Here is a 16,302-nt window from a genome sequence, read left to right as displayed (position 1 = left end):
CTGTTGTGATCATGAGAGGTTCAGTCATTGGCAGAGATGTCGCCGCCGAGGCGGCGGTGCACCAGCTGGGCTCCGGCCATGTCCGACAAGGCGAAACCGACTGACTTGAACAGGGTGATCTCGGAATCGGAGGTGCGCCCGGGATGGTTGCCGGCGACAAGTGCCGCCAAGTCGGCGGCGATCGAGTCGCTCGTAATGAGTTCATCGGCGAGCGGTTGGGCGAGATCGCCTGCGAGCACTGCTCCGGCACGCGTGTCGACGAACAACGTCGATCGAACGACCGCGGCATCGTCGGCCTCGCGCATGTCGGCGCGGAAGCCGCCCACGAGGTCGAGATGCGTGCCGGGCTGCAGGAGGCTGCCGCACACCAGCGGGCTGGTCGCGCCAGTGGCGCAGGTGACGATGTCGGCACGCTCGACTGCGACGTCAAGCGAGGGAGCAGGTCGGGCCGGCAGGCCGTGGTCTTCGAGTGCGCACGCCACTGCAGCGGCCTTGGCGGGATCCCGTCCCCAGACCTCAATGACGCCGAATTGCCGGACCGCGGCATGGGCGAGCGCGAGGTTGGGTGCCAGCTTGCCCGTACCGACAACGAGCAACCGATCCGCATCGGAACGGGCCAGGCGATCAGCGGCCAGCGCTGAGACGGCGGCCGTGCGCCGCAGCGTGAGCTCGTCGCCGTCAAGCACAGCAGCGAGCTGGCCCGTCTGGCCGTCGAACATCAGGTAGCCCGCACTGATGATCGGCAGGTCGGTGCCCGCATTGGAGGGGTAATACGTGACGGCTTTCACTCCGAGCAGTTCGCGATCAACCCATGCGGCCATGACCAGCAGCGAGCCAGTGCCTCCGTCGGGCAGGGCCACATCGTGCACCTCCCGCTGGGGCACCGTGGCACCACCGTCGAGGAGCATCTGGGCAATCGCCTCCATCAGCTCGTTCCACGGCGTGGCCCGCCGTACCGCTGCGGCATCGAGCGAGAGCATCACGAAGTGCCAGCGGCGAACAAGCGGGGAGGCCGGTAGACTCCGTGGGTGACGGCGCCGTCGACAACGTGAAGCTCCCAGACGGACGCCTTCTTGCAGCGGCTCGGGGTGACGTCGACTCCCCGGTGGGCGAGGCGCCACAGCACTTCGGGAATGACGTCACCGTGGCTGCACAACACGCTGTCCCCTGGCAGGCCGCACAGGTAATCGAGCATGGCTTCCGTGCGCGAGCCATCGGCGCCCTCGTCGAGCTCGACAGCGGTCCCGATGTCCAGTCCCAGCGCTGCGGCGAGCGATTCGACGGTCTGGACGCAGCGCACCGACGGGCTCGACAACACTCGGCGCACTGGTGCTGCGGAGAGCAACTCGGCGATGGCCGCCGCCTGGGCCAAGCCCTTCGAGTCGAGAGGTCGGACGCTGTCGTCACCCTGCCAGGCCCGCCGATCGCCAGCGGAAGCATGACGAACGAGGTAGAGCACAGCGTGAACGCTAGGGCCGCGCAGGAATGTCTGCCGCCCCTTCCGCGACTACTGAGACCGGGGTGGGGTATGAGACGATGAGCCCGAACCGAACGGGGGTGGGCGATGAGTAACACGACTCAGGATCCGGATCCGAGCGAGACGCCAAGCGTCGCAGTGCCAGCGCTGCCCGACGGCGCGTTTGCCTGGCACCGGCTGATCGGCGTCGACGAACTCGATGTCGGCCGGGTCACCGCGGTGACCGTCGAGCGCGAGAGCCTGTGCGTCACTCGCACGGATACAGGATTCGGGTGCCTCGCCAACGCCTGCCCGCATCAGGGCGGTCCGCTCGGCGAGGGCAGCATCGAGGGCGGTTGGCTGCGATGCCCGTGGCATGGCTACGACTACTCCCCCAGCAATGGCAAGCCGCCACCCCCATTCGACGATGCACCTGCCGCCTACCGCACCGAGGTCCGGCCCGACGGTGTCTACGTGGCTCTGCCGGTTTCGGCCACCCGGACTCGAACCGTGTCGGACCAGCTCGTCGAGACCATGACTGCGTGGGGCGTCGGGTGGGTCTTCGGCATGGTGGGGCACTCAAACCTGGGCTTCGCCGATGCACTGCGAGAGGCCGAGGCTCGCGGCTCGCTGCAGTTCATCGGTGTGCGCCACGAGGGCGCCGCCTCCTTCGCAGCGACCGCCTACGGAAAGCTGACCGGGAGTCTGGCCGCGTGCTTTGCGATTGCCGGGCCGGGCAGTACCAACCTGCTGACCGGACTGTATGACGCCAAGATGGATCGGGCGCCGGTGCTGGCGCTGTCGGGCCAGGTGCCGTCGAGCGTGCGTGGCAGGGGCGCATTTCAGGACACCGACCTGTCAGCGGCCTTCGCCGACGTAGCGCGCTATTCCCAGACCGTCCAGGCCGGCTCCGACGCAGCAGAGCTGATGAACTTGGCCTGCAAGACGGCGTTGGTGGAGCGCGACGTGGCACACCTGGTGCTTCCCGACGAGGTGCAGGTGCTTCGGGCGCCCGGCGGTGGCCGCAGTGATGCCGGATCGCCGCAGGGCCGCACCGGCGAACGGGCGGTCTCGCCCGCGGCGAGCGCGCTCGACGCGGCAATCGATGTGCTGTCGGGCGCGGCGCGGCCGATGATCATTGTGGGGCACGGCGCCCGCAGCGGTATCGACGACATCGTGGCGCTGGCCGAAGTGATCGATGCGCCGGTCGCCACGACGTTCAAGGGCAAGGGTCTGATTGCCGACCAGCACCCGCTGGCCTGCGGGGTGCTGGGCCGCTCAGGTACGCCGATTGCCAGCTGGTTCATGAACGAGGCCGACGCGCTAGTGACCTTCGGCGTGTCATTCGCAAATCACACCGGCATTGCGTCGTACAAGCCGATCGTGCAGGTCGACTTCGACCCGATGGCGCTGGGGCGGTTCCATGCGGTGACGGTGCCGATGCTGGCCGATGTGGGCGTGGCGGCACGGGCGCTCGCTGATGCACCGCGCAGCCGGGCCGTCCCAGGTACGGCCGCGGCCGAGGTGGCAGCGCGTTGGGACATCTGGCGTGCGGAAAAACAGAGCCGGCGCGACGACGACCGGGGCAGCGGCATGAACTCGGCGGTCGTCTTCGAGGCTCTGAGTCGCCTCGTTCCGGCCGACGCCATCATGACGGTGGATGTCGGCAATCACGCCTACTCCTTCGGCCGCTACTTCGAGCCGTGCGGGCAGACCGTGCTGATGTCGGGATACTTAGGGTCCATCGGCTTCGCATTCCCCGCTGCGATGGGGTGCTGGGCCGCAACCCAGCGCGCGCCGGGTGTCGACGGATCGCCGTGGGCGGAGCGATCTGTGGTCTCCGTGTCAGGCGACGGCGGCTTCGGCCAGTACGCCATGGAGTTGACGACCGCCGTGAAGTACGGCATGAACATCACCCACGTGCTGCTCAATAACGGCGAGCTGGGGAAGATCTCCAAGGAGCAGCGAGCGGCCGAGCTCGATGTGTGGCAGACCTCGCTGTACAACCCCGGCTTCGCGTCCTTCGCGCAGTTGTGCGGTGCGATGGGGCGCGAGGTGACATCGGCAGATGAGCTGGACTCGGCACTGTCGGACGCCCTCGCCCACCGGGGCCCTGCGCTCGTTGAGGTGATGACCGATCCACTGCTCGTCTAGGGGCCGCGCGGATAGGTGGTGACGTCTCGAAAAGTTGCTGTCACGCCTTCTTTGTGCAAATTTGCCGTCTGTGGCGGCATTTCTGCGCAAAGTCCAGGCCGTCGGGGCCGCCGGGCATCGCCGCCTATCCGCTGAGGCTCTTTGGGGGCCGTCCGGAGGTGATCACTAGCGTCGAGGGACGATGACGAGACAAACGGCAGCACAATCGGCAGCCTCGAAGTCCTCAGACGGGCTCGGGCTCGACGAGGCGTATGCGGTCGAGGGACCGGACGCCAACCGCGAGCTGTACGCGTCGTGGGCGGCGACATACGAGTCGGAGTTCATCGTCGACAGCCGCTACGTGTACCACCAGCAGGTGGCCGAGGTGTTCTGCGCCGGCATGGCCGCCTTTGACCGACCGGTACTCGATGCAGGCTGTGGCACCGGCATCGTGGGTGACGAGCTGGCGAGGCTGGGCGTGACGGTCGTCGATGGCATCGATATTTCGACGGAGATGCTGGCGAAGGCCGGCACCAAGACCCACGACAGTCGGCGTACCTACCGGCAGCTCGTCGAAGCCGACCTCACCGGCCGCATCGATCTCGCTGATGAGTCCTACGACGGCATCGTGAGCGCAGGCACATTCACTCACGGACATCTCGGTCCCGACTCGATCTCGGAGCTGCTGCGGGTGGCACGCCCTGGTGCGCATTGCGCGCTGGGGATCAACTCGGCTCACTTCGACGAGCTCGGATTCGGCGACTGGCTCGAGCAGTGCCGCGCAGACGGGCACATCACCGAGCTGCGCTACGAGCTGCGGCCCATCTATGGCGGCGCCGACGAAGCGGATCCCGACCAGTGGGCCCGTATCGCCGTCTTCACGGTCCGATGAGCACCGCTTCGACTTCCCAACGGGCGATCTTCGCCGACTTGGGTCGCAGCCAGTGGTACCTGCACCTGAGCCGCCCATCAGCGGGTGGGAGTGGATTCGACCTGGGCTGGCTGGGTGCTGTGCTGGGCGAAGCGCGCGCAGCGTGTACCTCGGCCAGCCTGGAATTGCTGCTGGGCTTCGGCCCAACGCTGCTGGGCGAGTTCAGCAATGACGTGCCCGACGACTTCGGGCCCTACGAGACGATCGAGTCCGCCGATGGTTCGGGTCGCCGCGCCGTGGGCACGCAGGAAGAACTGTTGCTGTGGTTCCACGGATCACGCACGGACGACGTGTGGAAGGCCCAGTACGACACCCGGATCTCACTGCGGCCGCATTTTGCAGTGGCACGCGAGACGCCAGCATTCGTCTATGGCGAATCGCTCGACATGACCGGGTTCGTGGATGGCGTCGGGAACCCCGACGATACCGAGCGGGTCGCCGTGGCGACGGTTGCCGCCGGCGAGCCGGGAGCGGGCGGCAGCCACGTCATCGCACAGCGCTGGGTGCACGACCTCGGGGCGTGGAAACGAGTTGCCACCGGCGAGCAGGAGGACATCATCGGCCGGCGCAAGTGGCCGGGCACTGACAAGCTGGCGGTTCAGGCGCCGCAGAGTCATCTGCGCCATGTCGAGCTGCGTGTCGATGGGAACCATGGATTGAGCGGCAGCCCCGAGCGCGACGAGATGTGGCGCCGCTCGACGCCGTATGCATTCCACGACGGCACGGTCGGGCTGTACTTCCTCGGTTTCTCGGCGTCGCAGGCGCCGCTGCGTGAACGGATGCGTCTCATGTACGGCCTCGATGCCGCTGACGGGGTACGTGACGGGCTCACTGACTTTTCGACACCGGTGTCAGGTTCGTACTATTTCGCCCCTAGCCAACAGACCCTCGACGCAATCTGCGGCTAGGTCGCCGCGGCCGCTGCGCAGTGGAGAGCTACTTGCGGTACGCGAAGGTCTCGTCGAAACGCGACTGGAGGTACACGCCCGACGTCGCGGGCGGGTACTTCGGCTGCTCGCCTTCGCCGAGGCAGCTCGGCAGGCACTCGACGACCGTGTCGAAGGACGGGTTGACAAACGTCGGCACCGAATATCGGTCGGCGGCGCGCGGCGACTGCACCCGGTGAACCGTGGCGCGATACCGATCATTCGTCCAGCGGGCCAGCATGTCGCCCAGATTCACGATGAAGCTGCCCGCCGGTGCTACGACATCGTGCCACTGCCCGTCGACGTCCGCCAGCTGCAGTCCGGGCGTTCCGTCGGTGTGCAAGAGCGTTACGCAGCCGTAGTCGCTGTGGGCACCGCAACCCAGCTGGTCCAAAAGCGGTTCGCCGACAGCGGGGTACCTGATGAGACGGGTGCCGACCAGGGGCCGCACGAGGCGCTGATCAAAGAAGGACGGCGGTTGGTCGAGGGCCTCGGCAATCAAGCGCAGCAGGCGTTTCGCAGCATCGAGTACTGCCTCCTGGTAGGCCTCGACAGTCATACGAAACCCGGGCAGGTCCGGCCACTGATTCGGTCCCTCGAGCGGCGAACAATCGGGATCATCGAGTGAGCGTTCGGGGCCGAAGTCCAACGTCTCCTTGAAGTCGGCACGCAGCCCTGGCTCGAGCAATTCGCCCTCCACACCCGCGTAACCCCGGTGATGACCGGAGAGTTCGATTGCGAGCGCGCACTTGGATGCAAGAGGCTGTGTGAAGAACTGACGTGCGGCCATGAGTACGCCGTCGAGGAGTGCGCGCTCGACGCCGTGCCCCGTCATGGCAAAGAAACCGATTCCGCTGCAGGCAGCGTCGATCTGCTCGCTCGCGGCTGCGAGCGAGGTGTCGCCGGAAATGTCGATGACCGGAATCTCCGTATCGCCGCCCGGCATGGCATGCAACGTATCGGGTCAGCTAAGCGCGCCGAAGCGGGCCGGCGGAGAGGGAACCGGCCCGCTTCGGATGCTGCTGGGGGTCTATGCAGCGGTAGTCGAAGCAGTGGAGCCGGAGCCCTCGGAGTGGGTGTGGCCGCCCCAGCGGCCCTTGCCCATGAAACCGCCGCGGTTACGGTGCCAACCGTCAGGGTCTTCGGATCGCTCTGGCCGCTCGCCGTTCACCGTTGCAGTGATCTTGGCGGTCAGCTCGTCGGCGTCGATGTCCCTGTCATGTTCTGCCGCCCGCTCGGTGGCCGCCGTGACGAGTGCGTCGACCACGTCGGAGACTTCGACGCCCTGCTCGGCCGCCATGTCGGCCAGAGTTGACCCCTCCTTCAGCTTGGTCCGCAAGGTCTCAGCGTCGATGCCAAGCACTTCGGTCAGCGCTTCGGCAGTGCCGAATCGCCAGTGCCTGCCGCCCCGGTGCGTGCCGCCGTCGGTGTCCTCCGTCTGCGCACTTACGCTGCCGACGCTGAACGAGATGGCGGCGACCGCCGCCAAGAGGGCAGCGAGGAGAACGGCCAGCAGCCGGCCTCGCTTGGGCTTGCGATGAGGCATCTCGCTCTGCAGGGTGATCTCGCCGGATTCGGCCATTCCGCCAGTCCTTTTTTCAGGGTGTTCTGCGACGACCCTGACGATGGCGGGCGAATGTGAAAGGCCCCTGAGATCAACCTGAGAGCGATCTAAGAACGCGCGCTCGGCAGAAGTGATCGCCGAGGCGGAGCGTGACCAGCCGGCTGTCAGCCAGCTTCGGAGTGGGTGACCGGCTCCTCGCCCATCCATTCGCGCAGCGTGTTCTTGAGCTTCGTCTGCTGGATGAACAGGTCATGCTCGGGACCGGCGGGATCTGCGGACTGCGGCGCCTTCAGGTAGAACGACAACCACTCCTGCACGCCGCCGTGACCGGCACGCTGGGCGAGATCCAGGAAGAGCGCCAAGTCGAGCACGATGGGCGCCGCCAAGATCGAATCGCGGCACAGGAAATCGATCTTGATCTGCATCGGGTAACCGAGCCATCCGAAGATGTCGATGTTGTCCCAGCCCTCTTTGTTGTCTCCACGCGGCGGGTAGTAGTTGATCCGCACCACGTGGTCGATCTCGCCGTAGAGAACCGGGTAGGTCTCCGGCTGCAGGATCGTGTCGAGAACGCCCAGCTTGGAGGTTTCCTTCGTCTTGAAGTTCTCGGGATCGTCGAGGACCTCGCCGTCGCGGTTGCCCAGAATGTTGGTGGAGTACCAGCCGCGCAGGCCCAGCATTCGAGCCTTGAGCCCCGGCGCTACCAGCGTCTTCATGAGTGTCTGACCGGTCTTGAAATCCTTGCCGGCGATCGGGACGCCGCGGCGTTCCGCGAGCTCGGTCATGACCGGGATGTCGACCGCCAGGTTCGGCGCGCCGTTGGCAAACGGCACACCGCTCATAAGTGCTGCGTAGGCGTACATCTGGCTCGGCGAGATGTTCTCGTCATCGGCTGCAAGCCCAGCTTCGAACGCCTCCACGCTGGCGTGCACCTCGGTGGGCTCCTGGTACGCCTCGGTCGACCCGCACCACACCATCACCAGCCGGTCACACTCGTTCTCGGCGCGGAAGCGTTCAATGTCGTCCATCAGGGCTTGCGTCGCGTCGAGCTTGCTCATCGGCGGCTTGGTGCGTGTGCCTTCCAGGCGGCTGACCCAGCGGGGATCGAACACGGCGTCCATCGCCACGATGCCTTCGAGCTCGCGGGAGATCACGCCGAGGTCGCGCTCTTCGAGCACCCCCGCAGCGCGAGCACCCTCGAGTGCGTTCGGCGTAATGGGGTCCCAGCCGCCGAAGACCAGGTCGTCGAGACTGGCCAGCGGCACAAAATCGCGAATCAACGGGTTGCGGCCCTCGCCCCGGCCTCCCAGGCGAATATGGGCCATCTGGGTCACCGACCCGATCGGCGCTGCCAGCCCGGCCCGCATTGCCAGCACGCCAGCGATGAACGTGGTGGCAACGGCGCCCATGCCGGGCGTCAGCACACCGAGCTTGCCCGTCGCAGGTGCGATCTGGGGTGTCGTCATACCGCGAACCCTATGGGACAGGCGTGTTGCTGCGACTGTCGAGCGCAGCCAGTCAGGCAGCCAGCGGAGCCGTCGGCGTGAACTCGACGTCGAGGTGCTTGACGCCGTGAATGAACGCTGCTTGCAGGGCGTCGGGCTCGCTGACAGCGACGATGTCCGGTAGCCGGTCGAACAGCTCGCGGTACATCACCGTCATCTCACGCCGTGCGAGATGCGCGCCGAGGCAGTAGTGGGGGCCGGGACCGCCGAATCCGTACTGCGGGTTCGGATCTCGCAGAACGTCGAACTTGAAGGGGTCATCGAAGGCCGCTTGGTCGCGGTTGGCGGCGACGTAGAGCATTGCGACCTTGTCGCCCTCGCACATCTCGCGGCCCTCGAAGACGTAGTCGCGGGTGACGGTCCGGCGCATGTAGCCCACGGGGCTGGACAGCCGCACGATCTCCTCGATTGCAGTGGGCACAACGCCCTCGAAGTCCGCAGCCCAGATGGCCCGCTGGTCGGGATGGTCGGTGAGGTACTTGAGCCCCCACGAGATGGCGTTGCGGGTGGTTTCGTTGCCGGCCACGACCAGCAGCACGAAGAAGCTGGCCAAGTCGGCGTCGTTCAGCTGATCGTCGGGGAGCTCGGCGTTGACGAGCACGCTCGTGAGATCGGTGCCGTCGCCGCCGCGCTTTGCCTGGGCGACTTCCTTCATCAACTCGGCCAGTTGGCCGCCGGCGGTGAGCAATGCCGTGAGGAAATCGACATCTTCGGGTTGGTACTCGGGATCCGAGATGCCCAAGATGACGTTCGTCGCCTCGAACACGCCCTGGTACTCCGACCCCGGAATGCCCATGAGGTCGCACACGATCTTGAGCGGGAGCGCTGCGGCCACATCGGTCACAAAATCGCAGCTTCCCTGCTCGCACACGGAGTCCACGATGTCCGCCGCTGCCGCCTGAACGCTGCCATCGAGATCGGCCAGCATCCTCGGCGTGAATCCCTTGGCGACGAGGCGCCGCAGCCGGGCATGGCGCGGGTCGTCCATAGCGATCATCGAACTGAAGAATTCGGTGAACTCCGGCGGCGCATCCAGCAGGGTGATGCCGGCAGCAGAGCTGAAGACCTCGGTGTTGCGGGAGACGGCGGCTACGTCGGCATGCCGGGTGACGCACCAGTAGCCGGGGCCCGGTTTGACAACTTCGTCGTCGTAGTCAGGCTCCTCGAACCAGTCCAACGGAGCCTCGGCATGGTGCCGGGCGATCACCGCGTCGATCACATCGGCGGGCTGGGTCCAGAACCACGCCTCCATCAGGTTGGGCAGGTCCGTGTTCCACTCGCGCATAGCAGCACGGTAGCGCCGCGCCGCGAACGGCAAGCACGGCCCACACTCAGGCACGCGGCCGTGCGGGCCGCACGCGGGGCCATCTGGCACGATGTACCGCCGTGGTGACGGAACGTGTCCCAGATCTCGATTCGGCCGAGGACGATTCCGAGCTGAACTACATCGTTCACGGAGCCGGGGCCATCGGCTGCGTGCTCGGAGCTCGGCTGACCCAAGCGGGGCGCCGGGTGGCCTTGGTCGCTCGCGGGGAGCATCTGGAAGCTCTGCAGCGCGACGGGCTGCGGATCTCGGGTTACACCGAGGGCCATTTCAGGCTGCCGGCCGTGCGCACCGCACACGAACTCGATCTTGATGAGCGCACTGTGGTGCTGCTGGCCATGAAGACCCAACACACGTTCGAGGCGGTCGAAGAACACCGCGAGCTGTACGAGGGCGTGCCGCTATTCTGCTTCCAAAACAGCGTCAGCAACGAGGAGTGGCTGATCGAACGGGGCTTTCGCGCCTATGGCGTGATGGTTCGGATCGGCGCGCGCATCGACGAGCCAGGGGTGGTCACCCACACCGGTGCACGCCGGGCACAGATCGGCTGCTGGCCCACCGGCTCCGACGAGCTGTGCGCTGCAGTGGCGGACGACCTTGTTGCCGCCGACATGCGCGCTTCAGTCGACGATCACGTGGCCGATGCCAAGTGGGGAAAGCTGGTGCTGAACCTCACGAACGCGTTCTCGGCGCTGATCGACTTGCCGGTACAGGAGTGGTTCTGCGACGAGGAGACCCGTTTCTTCATGGCCGACCTTCAGGAAGAAGCAGCCGACGTGCTGGACGCAGTCGGGATCTCGCCGGTCATGGACGACGGTCAGGACTTGCGCTCGTGGATCGAGCGCATGCGGAAACCGGGCCAGCGCGAGCCCCGGGGTGATTCGGACCCGGTGATGCACAGCTACCCATCCACCTGGCAGGACCTGCACTTCCGGCGTCCCACTGTCGAGGTGGAGCACTTCAACGGTCGCATCTGCGAACTCGGGGAGAAGTTCGGCATCGACACGCCTCTCAACCGGGCGTTGAATGAGTTGTGCCACGACACTGCCGCCCGCCGGCTAGGGCCCGGCACCGAGACCGTTGCGTCGCTGCGCGCCGCCGCCCAGACGTGACCGCTGGGTAGGCAGCGGGTTGGTGCCCGGGGCGGGATTCGAACCCGCACGCTCCCGAAGGAGCCGAGGGGTTTAAGCCCTCTGCGTCTGCCAGTTCCGCCACCCGGGCCAGCCAGCACGGCGAGTGCCGCCGCAGACGCAATCATGCTCGCTCCGCGGCCATCACGACACCTCGACCGCTGAACAGCCCGCGTGTCGCACCCAAGGCCCCGCGGACGTGTCCGACACCGTGCGATCCGCCGGATCGGACTGTCGCCCTACCCGTGTGTTGTTCCGGGCGCCTCACGTGCTCCGATGATCAGGCGGCCTCGTCCCACGGGTGCGGCGGGTCAGACACTTCTGAGGGCTGGCGAATGGCCGGCGCTTGCGCAGCGGCTGGTGCCGTAGCTGCCGAGGACATGCCGACACCGTCGACCACTCCGTCGGTGCCCTCGGCCGCACGCCACAGCTCATCTCGGGCTGCGCCCGCCGTTTCGGAGGCCAGCTCGTTGCAGACCACGATCCCCTCGATGGCGTCGGCGACGACCGCTCCGAATGGACGGCCACGCACACGCACCGCTACTACACAATCGTCGGGAGGCCTGCGCTGGATCGAGCGATCAAGCTGGTCGGAGCGCGGCGGGCTTTGAAAGCTCGGGACGTTCAAGTCCAGCGCACGTGCCGCCGCGGCGAGCGCTCGCACTGTCAGGACGAACCGGCCAGATGCGTCGAGGCTGGGGCGCTCGACGCCCCGCTGATTGTGGGATGGTGTGGCTCCCCCACGGTGTGGCCGGCTGCGGACCGGCGATGCATCGACCAGTCGAAGCGGTGCGGGAGGGTGGGTACGGGGTGTTGCTGGCATGTGCTCAGCATCACAGGGGGGTGTGACGGTCATGCTGTTCGGGTCTGTGGTTCGGGCCTGGGTCTGACTCATCAACTATCCGAACAGCCACCCACTTGCTTCCCCACGCGTTGACAATCACCGAGGCCTGCGCGGAGGCGACCACAATGGGCAGCGATGGCCGGCACTGCAACAGGACTGCTTCCAGCCCAGCAGGCGACGCTCGATGCAATCCGCATGCCTTCGCAGCAGCGGCCCGTCTATCACAACGACTTCGCCATTGAGTTGCGCCAACAGTCCGAAGACGCGCTGGCTCAAGTGGTCGATACGGCACGCGAGCTCGACAGCCGGGGCCTGTGGGTGTCCAAGCGAGACCTCGCAGGCATCTTCGGCTGCGAAGCACGACACCTCGCCGATACCGAGATCCCCTTTGAATGGTCGGTGCCGACGGCCCGCGGCACAGTCCTGCACAAGGCCGTGGAGTTGTCGACTCATCGACACTTCGAACCCATCGATGGAGTGAACGCCGCTGTTGAGCGCCTCATTGCCGACGATGAGAACTTGGGCAGCTTCCTGGCCGACTCCAGTGCCGGCGAGCGCGCCGACCTGGTGGCCAGGTGCGTGGCACTGCTCACGCGGTTCGGTGAGACCTTCCCGCCGATGCAACGATCCTGGCGGCCAGCCGCCGAGGTCAAAGCGCGCGCGCGACTGTGCGGCGGTGCCTTCGTGCTCTCCGGCAAGTACGACCTGACGCTGGGAACGCCAGCGCCGTTGGGTGGTCCTGAGGGCAGCCAGCGCGCTGGCAAGGTCATCATCGACCTCAAGACCGGATCACGGTCTCCAACCGATCCGGAGGACCTGCGGTTCTACGCGCTAGTCGAGACGCTGTCAGTCGGCGTGCCGCCGCTCGGCGTGGGCTCGTTTTATGTCGCAGAGGGTCGTATCGAACACGAAGCAGTCACCGCCGAGGTGCTCGACAGCGCACTGCGTCGAACGGTTGACGGCATCGGGAAGCTCGTGGCGCTTCGATCAGGCGACCATAAACCGCGCCGGGTGCCCGGCCCGCCGTGCCGATGGTGCCCGATCTCGGCGGATTGCAGCCCCGGTCAGGTGTGGCTGTCCGACCCTGACGACTGAGCGACACCGTCGCTGCGAGCGGCTCGCAGCCGCGCTGCCATCTCGTCGCGGCCCGCCCGCCATTCCTCCAACGTCAGGCCGAAACGCACGTGGTCTTCCCAGACGCCGGCGATCTGGATGTAGCCCTGCGCGATCCCCTCCGAGCGCAGGCCCAGCTTTTTCACCACCCGCAAGCTGGCGTCGTTGCGGGGCATGATCGAGACCTGCACCCGGTGAAGTCCGGCCTGCTCGAAGGCGAACTCGAAGACGGCCACGAGGCCCTCGGCGACCAGTCCCTTGCCCGCCAGCCGCTCGTCGACCCAGTAGCCGACATGAGCGCTCTGGAACGCTCCCCGTGCCACATGGGAAATGTTGATCTCGCCGCAGAACCAGTTTTCGTGCCACAGGCCGAAGTCGTACGCGGTGCCCAGCGAGCGCTCGCGTTCACGCACGCGGCAACGGTTGGCGAATGCTTGGGGATCACACGACGGATCGGACGCGCTCGAGGGTGGGCGCGGCTCCCATTTCGCCAACCAGTCGCGGCATCGTTCGCGAACCTCGCTCCATTGAGCGAAGTCCGACGACACGAGCGGGCGAAGCTCGAGCCGCTCGGTGCGCAGGCGACTCACCCCCCGCACAGTACTGGCGCGCCGTCGGCGCTCACCGAGCGGCATGAGCGCCTCCTGCGGTATCCGTGGGGCGCTGCGGCGTTCGCAGCTCGGCGGCAATGCCATCGAGAAGATCGCGTTCACGCACCAAGCACTCGTCGATCTCCCAGTGGCGCATGATGGCAACCAGGATGCAGCAACCGCCCACGATCACGGGCGCCCGGTCGACGTGCAGGCCCGGATTGTGGACGCGGTCGGCCAGTCGCTCGGTGGCGAGCGTGCGGAACACGTCCTCGGCTGCAGCCCTGGTGAGTACGAACTCGTCGATCATCTCAGGATCGTAGGGATCGAGACCAATCTCTACCGCAGCCACCGTCGTGATAGTGCCGGCAACACCCACGAGCCGTGCCGCCGGAACACCTCGGCCGATGACCGGGTGCTCGCGGTCGATGTCGTCGAGGTGCAGGCGAGCGACCGAGATCGCCGAACTCAGCTCGGAGGGCTGAGGGGGATCGGATGCCAGGAATCTCTCGGTCCACCGCACCGATCCCATGTCGACTGACGTGGCGTCGACCGGGAAGGCGTTCGCGGCGGGCGTGCCGTAGGCGAGCTCAGTAGAGCCGCCGCCGATGTCGAGCACCAGCGCGGGGCCCGCATGGGCGCCACCGAGGCCCGAGGTGGCTCCGGCGAATCCATATGCCGCCTCGCTGTTGCCGTCCAGCAGCTCAACCTCAGTGCCGAGCCTGCGGCTCGCCTTCTGCAGGAATTCGGCGCCGTTCGCTGCATCGCGTACAGCGCTGGTCGCCACCGCCCGCACTGCGTTCACCTCACGGCGTTCGATGATCTCGCGGTACTCCCCCAGCACGTCGAGCACACGGCCTATGGCGTCGTCCCGCAGCCGACCGCCAGCGTCGACGCCGCGCCCGAGCCCAGTGATCCGCTGCAGCCTCAGACCCAGGCCCTCGCCGTCGTCGATGAGCAGCCGTGTGCTGTTCGTACCGCAGTCCACCACCGCCACTGGGCCGGCTGGGTTCTCGGCAGTCACCGAACCAACCCCTCGGGGCCCAGCCGTACAAGCACCCAGTCACCGACGGGGTCGTCGCCGCCCGCCAGCCGGTACGCCAGGTGCGCATGCAGGCACTTCACGCCCTGCGACGTGCCCCCGACACCGCCGCTTGGGCGCGGTCCGCGGTGATCCTGGGGCAATAGCGCATCCCGTTCGGCGGCGTAGCAGCGGTGGGCAGCAGCGAGCGCCGCTGGGTCAACGGCTGCCTCGGCCATCCGGACACCGCCGTCGCCCTCAAGCTGGGACACCCGCCTGCGCAAGTCGGCATCGACCAGCCAGTAGCGGGTCGGCATGGGGCGTCCGTCGTCAAACAGCGGGGCATTGGCAATCACGACCGGTCGCCCGTCGTCGTGCGCGACGGCCACATCGAAGGTGCACTGGGGCGGGCGGCCGAGCAACTCGGCCACCGCTTCAGCTTGAGCGGGCGTCAGAGGTGCGCCGCGAGCGCAACGGACAAGCAACGCCCTGTGGGGAGTCGCGGAGGCGGACCCTCAGCCTTGGCGGCGCTTGCGCCTGCGGCGACGATTGAACAAGAAGAACACCACCACGGCGAGCGGGGCCAGGATGCGTTTGAGCAAGGGCCTGCCCGCTGTCTCGAGCAGGTCAACCGGCTCCGGTTCGGCCATCTCGATCTGGCGCGGGCCCGACTCTGCGGGGGTCTCCGCCGCCTCGCCCGTCGTTTCAGCGTCGTCAGCGGAGGCATCGTCCGCCTCAGCACCGGGGTCATCTTGGTCACCAATCTGGGACAGTTTCTCCTCGAGCGAACTCACGAACTGCCCGATGAGCTTCTCGGTCACATCGGCCATGACCCCGCGGCCGAACTGGGCCACCTTGCCCGTGATCTTGAGATCGGTGGTGATCGACACGACTGTGCCGTCGCCGTCGGGGGTCATTTGGGCGGTCACCTCCGCGGCTGCATTGCCAGCGCCCCGAGAGTCTCGGCCGGTGGCCTCCAGCACGATCCGGTGGTTCGCCTCGTCCAGCTCGACGAAGCGGGCCGAGCCTTTGTACTGCGCGGTGATCGGGCCCACCTTGATCTTCACACCGCCCTTGAACTCATCGCCGTCGATCTCGGTGAGCTGCGCGCCCGGCATGCACGGCGCGATGAACTCGACGTCGGTCAGGGTGTTCCAAGTCTGCTCGACGGGAATGCCGACACGGAATTCACTCTTCAGCTCCATCGGCTCAGATCCTCCACGGTGTCGATGTCGTCGGGTGGCCCTTCGCAGGCTACCGGCACCACGATTTCGGGAAATCGCCGCATCACCATTCGGGCCCCCTCATCGCCGTCGTGCGGCAGCAACGGCCAGACCTCGCGTGCGAGGCGGACCGGATTGCCTCGACGGCCGTCGTAGGTGGCAACTGCGATCGGCCCAGCGCTGGCCGCCACGGCGCGCCACGCCGCCGAAATCACGAACGGCTGGTCGGCAAGGCCGACCACGACTGCTTCGTGGCCCTGCCGTTCTGCCCAGCCGGCGGCGCACCGTACCGATGATGCAATACCCGACGCCCAGCGCTCGTTGGAGATCAGCGCAATCTTGTGACGTGCATCGGCGAGCGCGCCGGTGAGATCGACGGCGCCGGTCACGACGGCGACGGCGTCCAGCGATGCCTCGAACAGCGATTGGAGCGCTCTGCTCACCACGCTTCGGCCGTCGATCGTCGCAAGCAGCTTGTGCTGAGAGGCGGTGAATCGTGTCCCCGCCCCTGCGGCCAGCAACACCCCCGCAGTACTCACCGG

Annotated in this window: 17 protein-coding genes and 1 tRNA gene; 5 read left to right on the top strand and 13 right to left on the bottom strand. The window is 66.9% G+C overall.

Translation table 11 applies throughout. The annotated features are described in order from the left end of the window. Nucleotides 1-20: 20 nt before the first annotated feature. Together ACOQPH_RS01520 and ACOQPH_RS01515 are read right to left on the bottom strand one after the other, a co-directional pair. Entirely contained in the window at nucleotides 21-980 is a 960-nt protein-coding gene (locus tag ACOQPH_RS01520) for an ornithine cyclodeaminase family protein (protein ID WP_420622999.1), read from the bottom strand. After that, entirely contained in the window at nucleotides 980-1,459 is a 480-nt protein-coding gene (locus ACOQPH_RS01515) for a SixA phosphatase family protein (RefSeq protein ID WP_420622998.1), read from the bottom strand. The genes ACOQPH_RS01520 and ACOQPH_RS01515 overlap by 1 nt, the downstream gene beginning before the upstream one ends. A 105-nt stretch (nucleotides 1,460-1,564) precedes the next feature. On the opposite strand from ACOQPH_RS01515, the gene ACOQPH_RS01510 reads away from it, so the two are divergent. From ACOQPH_RS01510 to ACOQPH_RS01500, 3 genes are all read left to right on the top strand, one after another. Then, the gene (locus tag ACOQPH_RS01510) at nucleotides 1,565-3,610 is read left to right on the top strand and encodes a thiamine pyrophosphate-binding protein (protein WP_420622997.1); all 2,046 of its coding nucleotides are present in this window, start codon (nucleotides 1,565-1,567) and stop codon (nucleotides 3,608-3,610) included. Nucleotides 3,611-3,791: 181 nt separating this feature from the next. Next, nucleotides 3,792-4,481, top strand: coding sequence for a class I SAM-dependent DNA methyltransferase (locus tag ACOQPH_RS01505; protein WP_420622996.1), 690 nt, complete (start codon nucleotides 3,792-3,794; stop codon nucleotides 4,479-4,481). Then, nucleotides 4,478-5,428: a Dyp-type peroxidase gene (locus ACOQPH_RS01500; RefSeq protein ID WP_420622995.1), complete on the top strand. Its 951-nt coding sequence runs from the start codon at nucleotides 4,478-4,480 to the stop codon at nucleotides 5,426-5,428. Before ACOQPH_RS01505 ends, ACOQPH_RS01500 begins: the two co-directional genes overlap by 4 nt. 28 nt (nucleotides 5,429-5,456) lie before the next feature. Here ACOQPH_RS01500 and ACOQPH_RS01495 read toward each other — a convergent pair whose 3' ends face one another. From ACOQPH_RS01495 to ACOQPH_RS01480, 4 genes are all read right to left on the bottom strand, one after another. Next, nucleotides 5,457-6,392, bottom strand: coding sequence for an isopenicillin N synthase family dioxygenase (locus ACOQPH_RS01495; RefSeq protein WP_420622994.1), 936 nt, complete (start codon nucleotides 6,390-6,392; stop codon nucleotides 5,457-5,459). An 84-nt stretch (nucleotides 6,393-6,476) separates the two neighbouring features. After that, the gene (locus ACOQPH_RS01490) at nucleotides 6,477-7,028 is read right to left on the bottom strand and encodes a hypothetical protein (RefSeq protein ID WP_420622993.1); all 552 of its coding nucleotides are present in this window, start codon (nucleotides 7,026-7,028) and stop codon (nucleotides 6,477-6,479) included. A gap of 146 nt (nucleotides 7,029-7,174) precedes the next feature. Next, the gene (locus ACOQPH_RS01485) at nucleotides 7,175-8,476 is read right to left on the bottom strand and encodes an inositol-3-phosphate synthase (protein WP_420622992.1); all 1,302 of its coding nucleotides are present in this window, start codon (nucleotides 8,474-8,476) and stop codon (nucleotides 7,175-7,177) included. 52 nt (nucleotides 8,477-8,528) lie between these two features. Then, nucleotides 8,529-9,800: a cytochrome P450 gene (locus ACOQPH_RS01480; RefSeq protein WP_420622991.1), complete on the bottom strand. Its 1,272-nt coding sequence runs from the start codon at nucleotides 9,798-9,800 to the stop codon at nucleotides 8,529-8,531. A 101-nt stretch (nucleotides 9,801-9,901) separates the two neighbouring features. Between ACOQPH_RS01480 and ACOQPH_RS01475 the strand changes: the two genes are divergently transcribed. Continuing rightward, on the top strand, nucleotides 9,902-10,951 hold the full coding sequence (locus ACOQPH_RS01475) for a ketopantoate reductase family protein (protein WP_420622990.1): 1,050 nt from the start codon (nucleotides 9,902-9,904) through the stop codon (nucleotides 10,949-10,951). A gap of 20 nt (nucleotides 10,952-10,971) precedes the next feature. On the opposite strand, the gene ACOQPH_RS01470 is transcribed toward ACOQPH_RS01475, so the two are convergent. Together ACOQPH_RS01470 and ACOQPH_RS01465 are read right to left on the bottom strand one after the other, a co-directional pair. Continuing rightward, a tRNA-Leu gene (locus tag ACOQPH_RS01470) sits at nucleotides 10,972-11,060 on the bottom strand. 189 nt (nucleotides 11,061-11,249) lie between these two features. After that, nucleotides 11,250-11,792, bottom strand: coding sequence for a hypothetical protein (locus ACOQPH_RS01465; RefSeq protein WP_420622989.1), 543 nt, complete (start codon nucleotides 11,790-11,792; stop codon nucleotides 11,250-11,252). A 156-nt stretch (nucleotides 11,793-11,948) separates the two neighbouring features. Here ACOQPH_RS01465 and ACOQPH_RS01460 point away from each other — a divergent pair, with 156 nt between their 5' ends. Continuing rightward, entirely contained in the window at nucleotides 11,949-12,908 is a 960-nt protein-coding gene (locus tag ACOQPH_RS01460) for a PD-(D/E)XK nuclease family protein (RefSeq protein WP_420622988.1), read from the top strand. On the opposite strand, the gene ACOQPH_RS01455 is transcribed toward ACOQPH_RS01460, so the two are convergent. From ACOQPH_RS01455 to ACOQPH_RS01435, 5 genes are all read right to left on the bottom strand, one after another. Beyond that, on the bottom strand, nucleotides 12,878-13,516 hold the full coding sequence (locus ACOQPH_RS01455) for a GNAT family N-acetyltransferase (RefSeq protein ID WP_420622987.1): 639 nt from the start codon (nucleotides 13,514-13,516) through the stop codon (nucleotides 12,878-12,880). The genes ACOQPH_RS01460 and ACOQPH_RS01455 overlap by 31 nt on opposite strands. Nucleotides 13,517-13,547: 31 nt before the next feature. Continuing rightward, on the bottom strand, nucleotides 13,548-14,540 hold the full coding sequence (locus ACOQPH_RS01450; RefSeq protein ID WP_420622986.1) for an exopolyphosphatase: 993 nt from the start codon (nucleotides 14,538-14,540) through the stop codon (nucleotides 13,548-13,550). After that, nucleotides 14,537-14,968, bottom strand: coding sequence for a DUF501 domain-containing protein (locus tag ACOQPH_RS01445; RefSeq protein WP_420622985.1), 432 nt, complete (start codon nucleotides 14,966-14,968; stop codon nucleotides 14,537-14,539). Before ACOQPH_RS01445 ends, ACOQPH_RS01450 begins: the two co-directional genes overlap by 4 nt. A gap of 84 nt (nucleotides 14,969-15,052) precedes the next feature. After that, nucleotides 15,053-15,742 (bottom strand): SRPBCC family protein, encoded by a 690-nt coding sequence (locus tag ACOQPH_RS01440; protein WP_420622984.1) that lies wholly within the window; start codon nucleotides 15,740-15,742, stop codon nucleotides 15,053-15,055. Next, a complete protein-coding gene (locus ACOQPH_RS01435) occupies nucleotides 15,733-16,299 on the bottom strand; it encodes a nucleotidyltransferase family protein (protein WP_420622983.1) in 567 nt (188 codons plus the stop codon). The genes ACOQPH_RS01440 and ACOQPH_RS01435 overlap by 10 nt, the downstream gene beginning before the upstream one ends. Between the last annotated feature and the right edge of the window lie 3 nt (nucleotides 16,300-16,302).

Origin of the sequence: Candidatus Poriferisodalis sp. (assembly GCF_965221945.1) — a bacterium.
In the GTDB taxonomy this organism is placed as follows: domain Bacteria; phylum Actinomycetota; class Acidimicrobiia; order Acidimicrobiales; family Poriferisodalaceae; genus Poriferisodalis.
This window is presented reverse-complemented; position numbering and strand designations above follow the sequence as displayed.

Excerpts from the sequence above, each read along its gene's own strand:
- ACOQPH_RS01440 (WP_420622984.1), bottom strand. The coding sequence starts at position 15,742 with ATGGAGCTGAAGAGTGAATTCCGTGTCGGCATTCCCGTCGAGCAGACT.
- ACOQPH_RS01490 (WP_420622993.1), bottom strand. The coding sequence starts at position 7,028 with ATGGCCGAATCCGGCGAGATCACCCTGCAGAGCGAGATGCCTCATCGC.
- ACOQPH_RS01500 (WP_420622995.1), top strand. The coding sequence starts at position 4,478 with ATGAGCACCGCTTCGACTTCCCAACGGGCGATCTTCGCCGACTTGGGT.
- ACOQPH_RS01485 (WP_420622992.1), bottom strand. The coding sequence starts at position 8,476 with ATGACGACACCCCAGATCGCACCTGCGACGGGCAAGCTCGGTGTGCTG.
- ACOQPH_RS01510 (WP_420622997.1), top strand. The coding sequence starts at position 1,565 with ATGAGTAACACGACTCAGGATCCGGATCCGAGCGAGACGCCAAGCGTC.
- ACOQPH_RS01520 (WP_420622999.1), bottom strand. The coding sequence starts at position 980 with ATGCTCTCGCTCGATGCCGCAGCGGTACGGCGGGCCACGCCGTGGAAC.
- ACOQPH_RS01495 (WP_420622994.1), bottom strand. The coding sequence starts at position 6,392 with ATGCCGGGCGGCGATACGGAGATTCCGGTCATCGACATTTCCGGCGAC.
- ACOQPH_RS01460 (WP_420622988.1), top strand. The coding sequence starts at position 11,949 with ATGGCCGGCACTGCAACAGGACTGCTTCCAGCCCAGCAGGCGACGCTC.
- ACOQPH_RS01505 (WP_420622996.1), top strand. The coding sequence starts at position 3,792 with ATGACGAGACAAACGGCAGCACAATCGGCAGCCTCGAAGTCCTCAGAC.
- ACOQPH_RS01480 (WP_420622991.1), bottom strand. The coding sequence starts at position 9,800 with ATGCGCGAGTGGAACACGGACCTGCCCAACCTGATGGAGGCGTGGTTC.
- ACOQPH_RS01465 (WP_420622989.1), bottom strand. The coding sequence starts at position 11,792 with ATGCCAGCAACACCCCGTACCCACCCTCCCGCACCGCTTCGACTGGTC.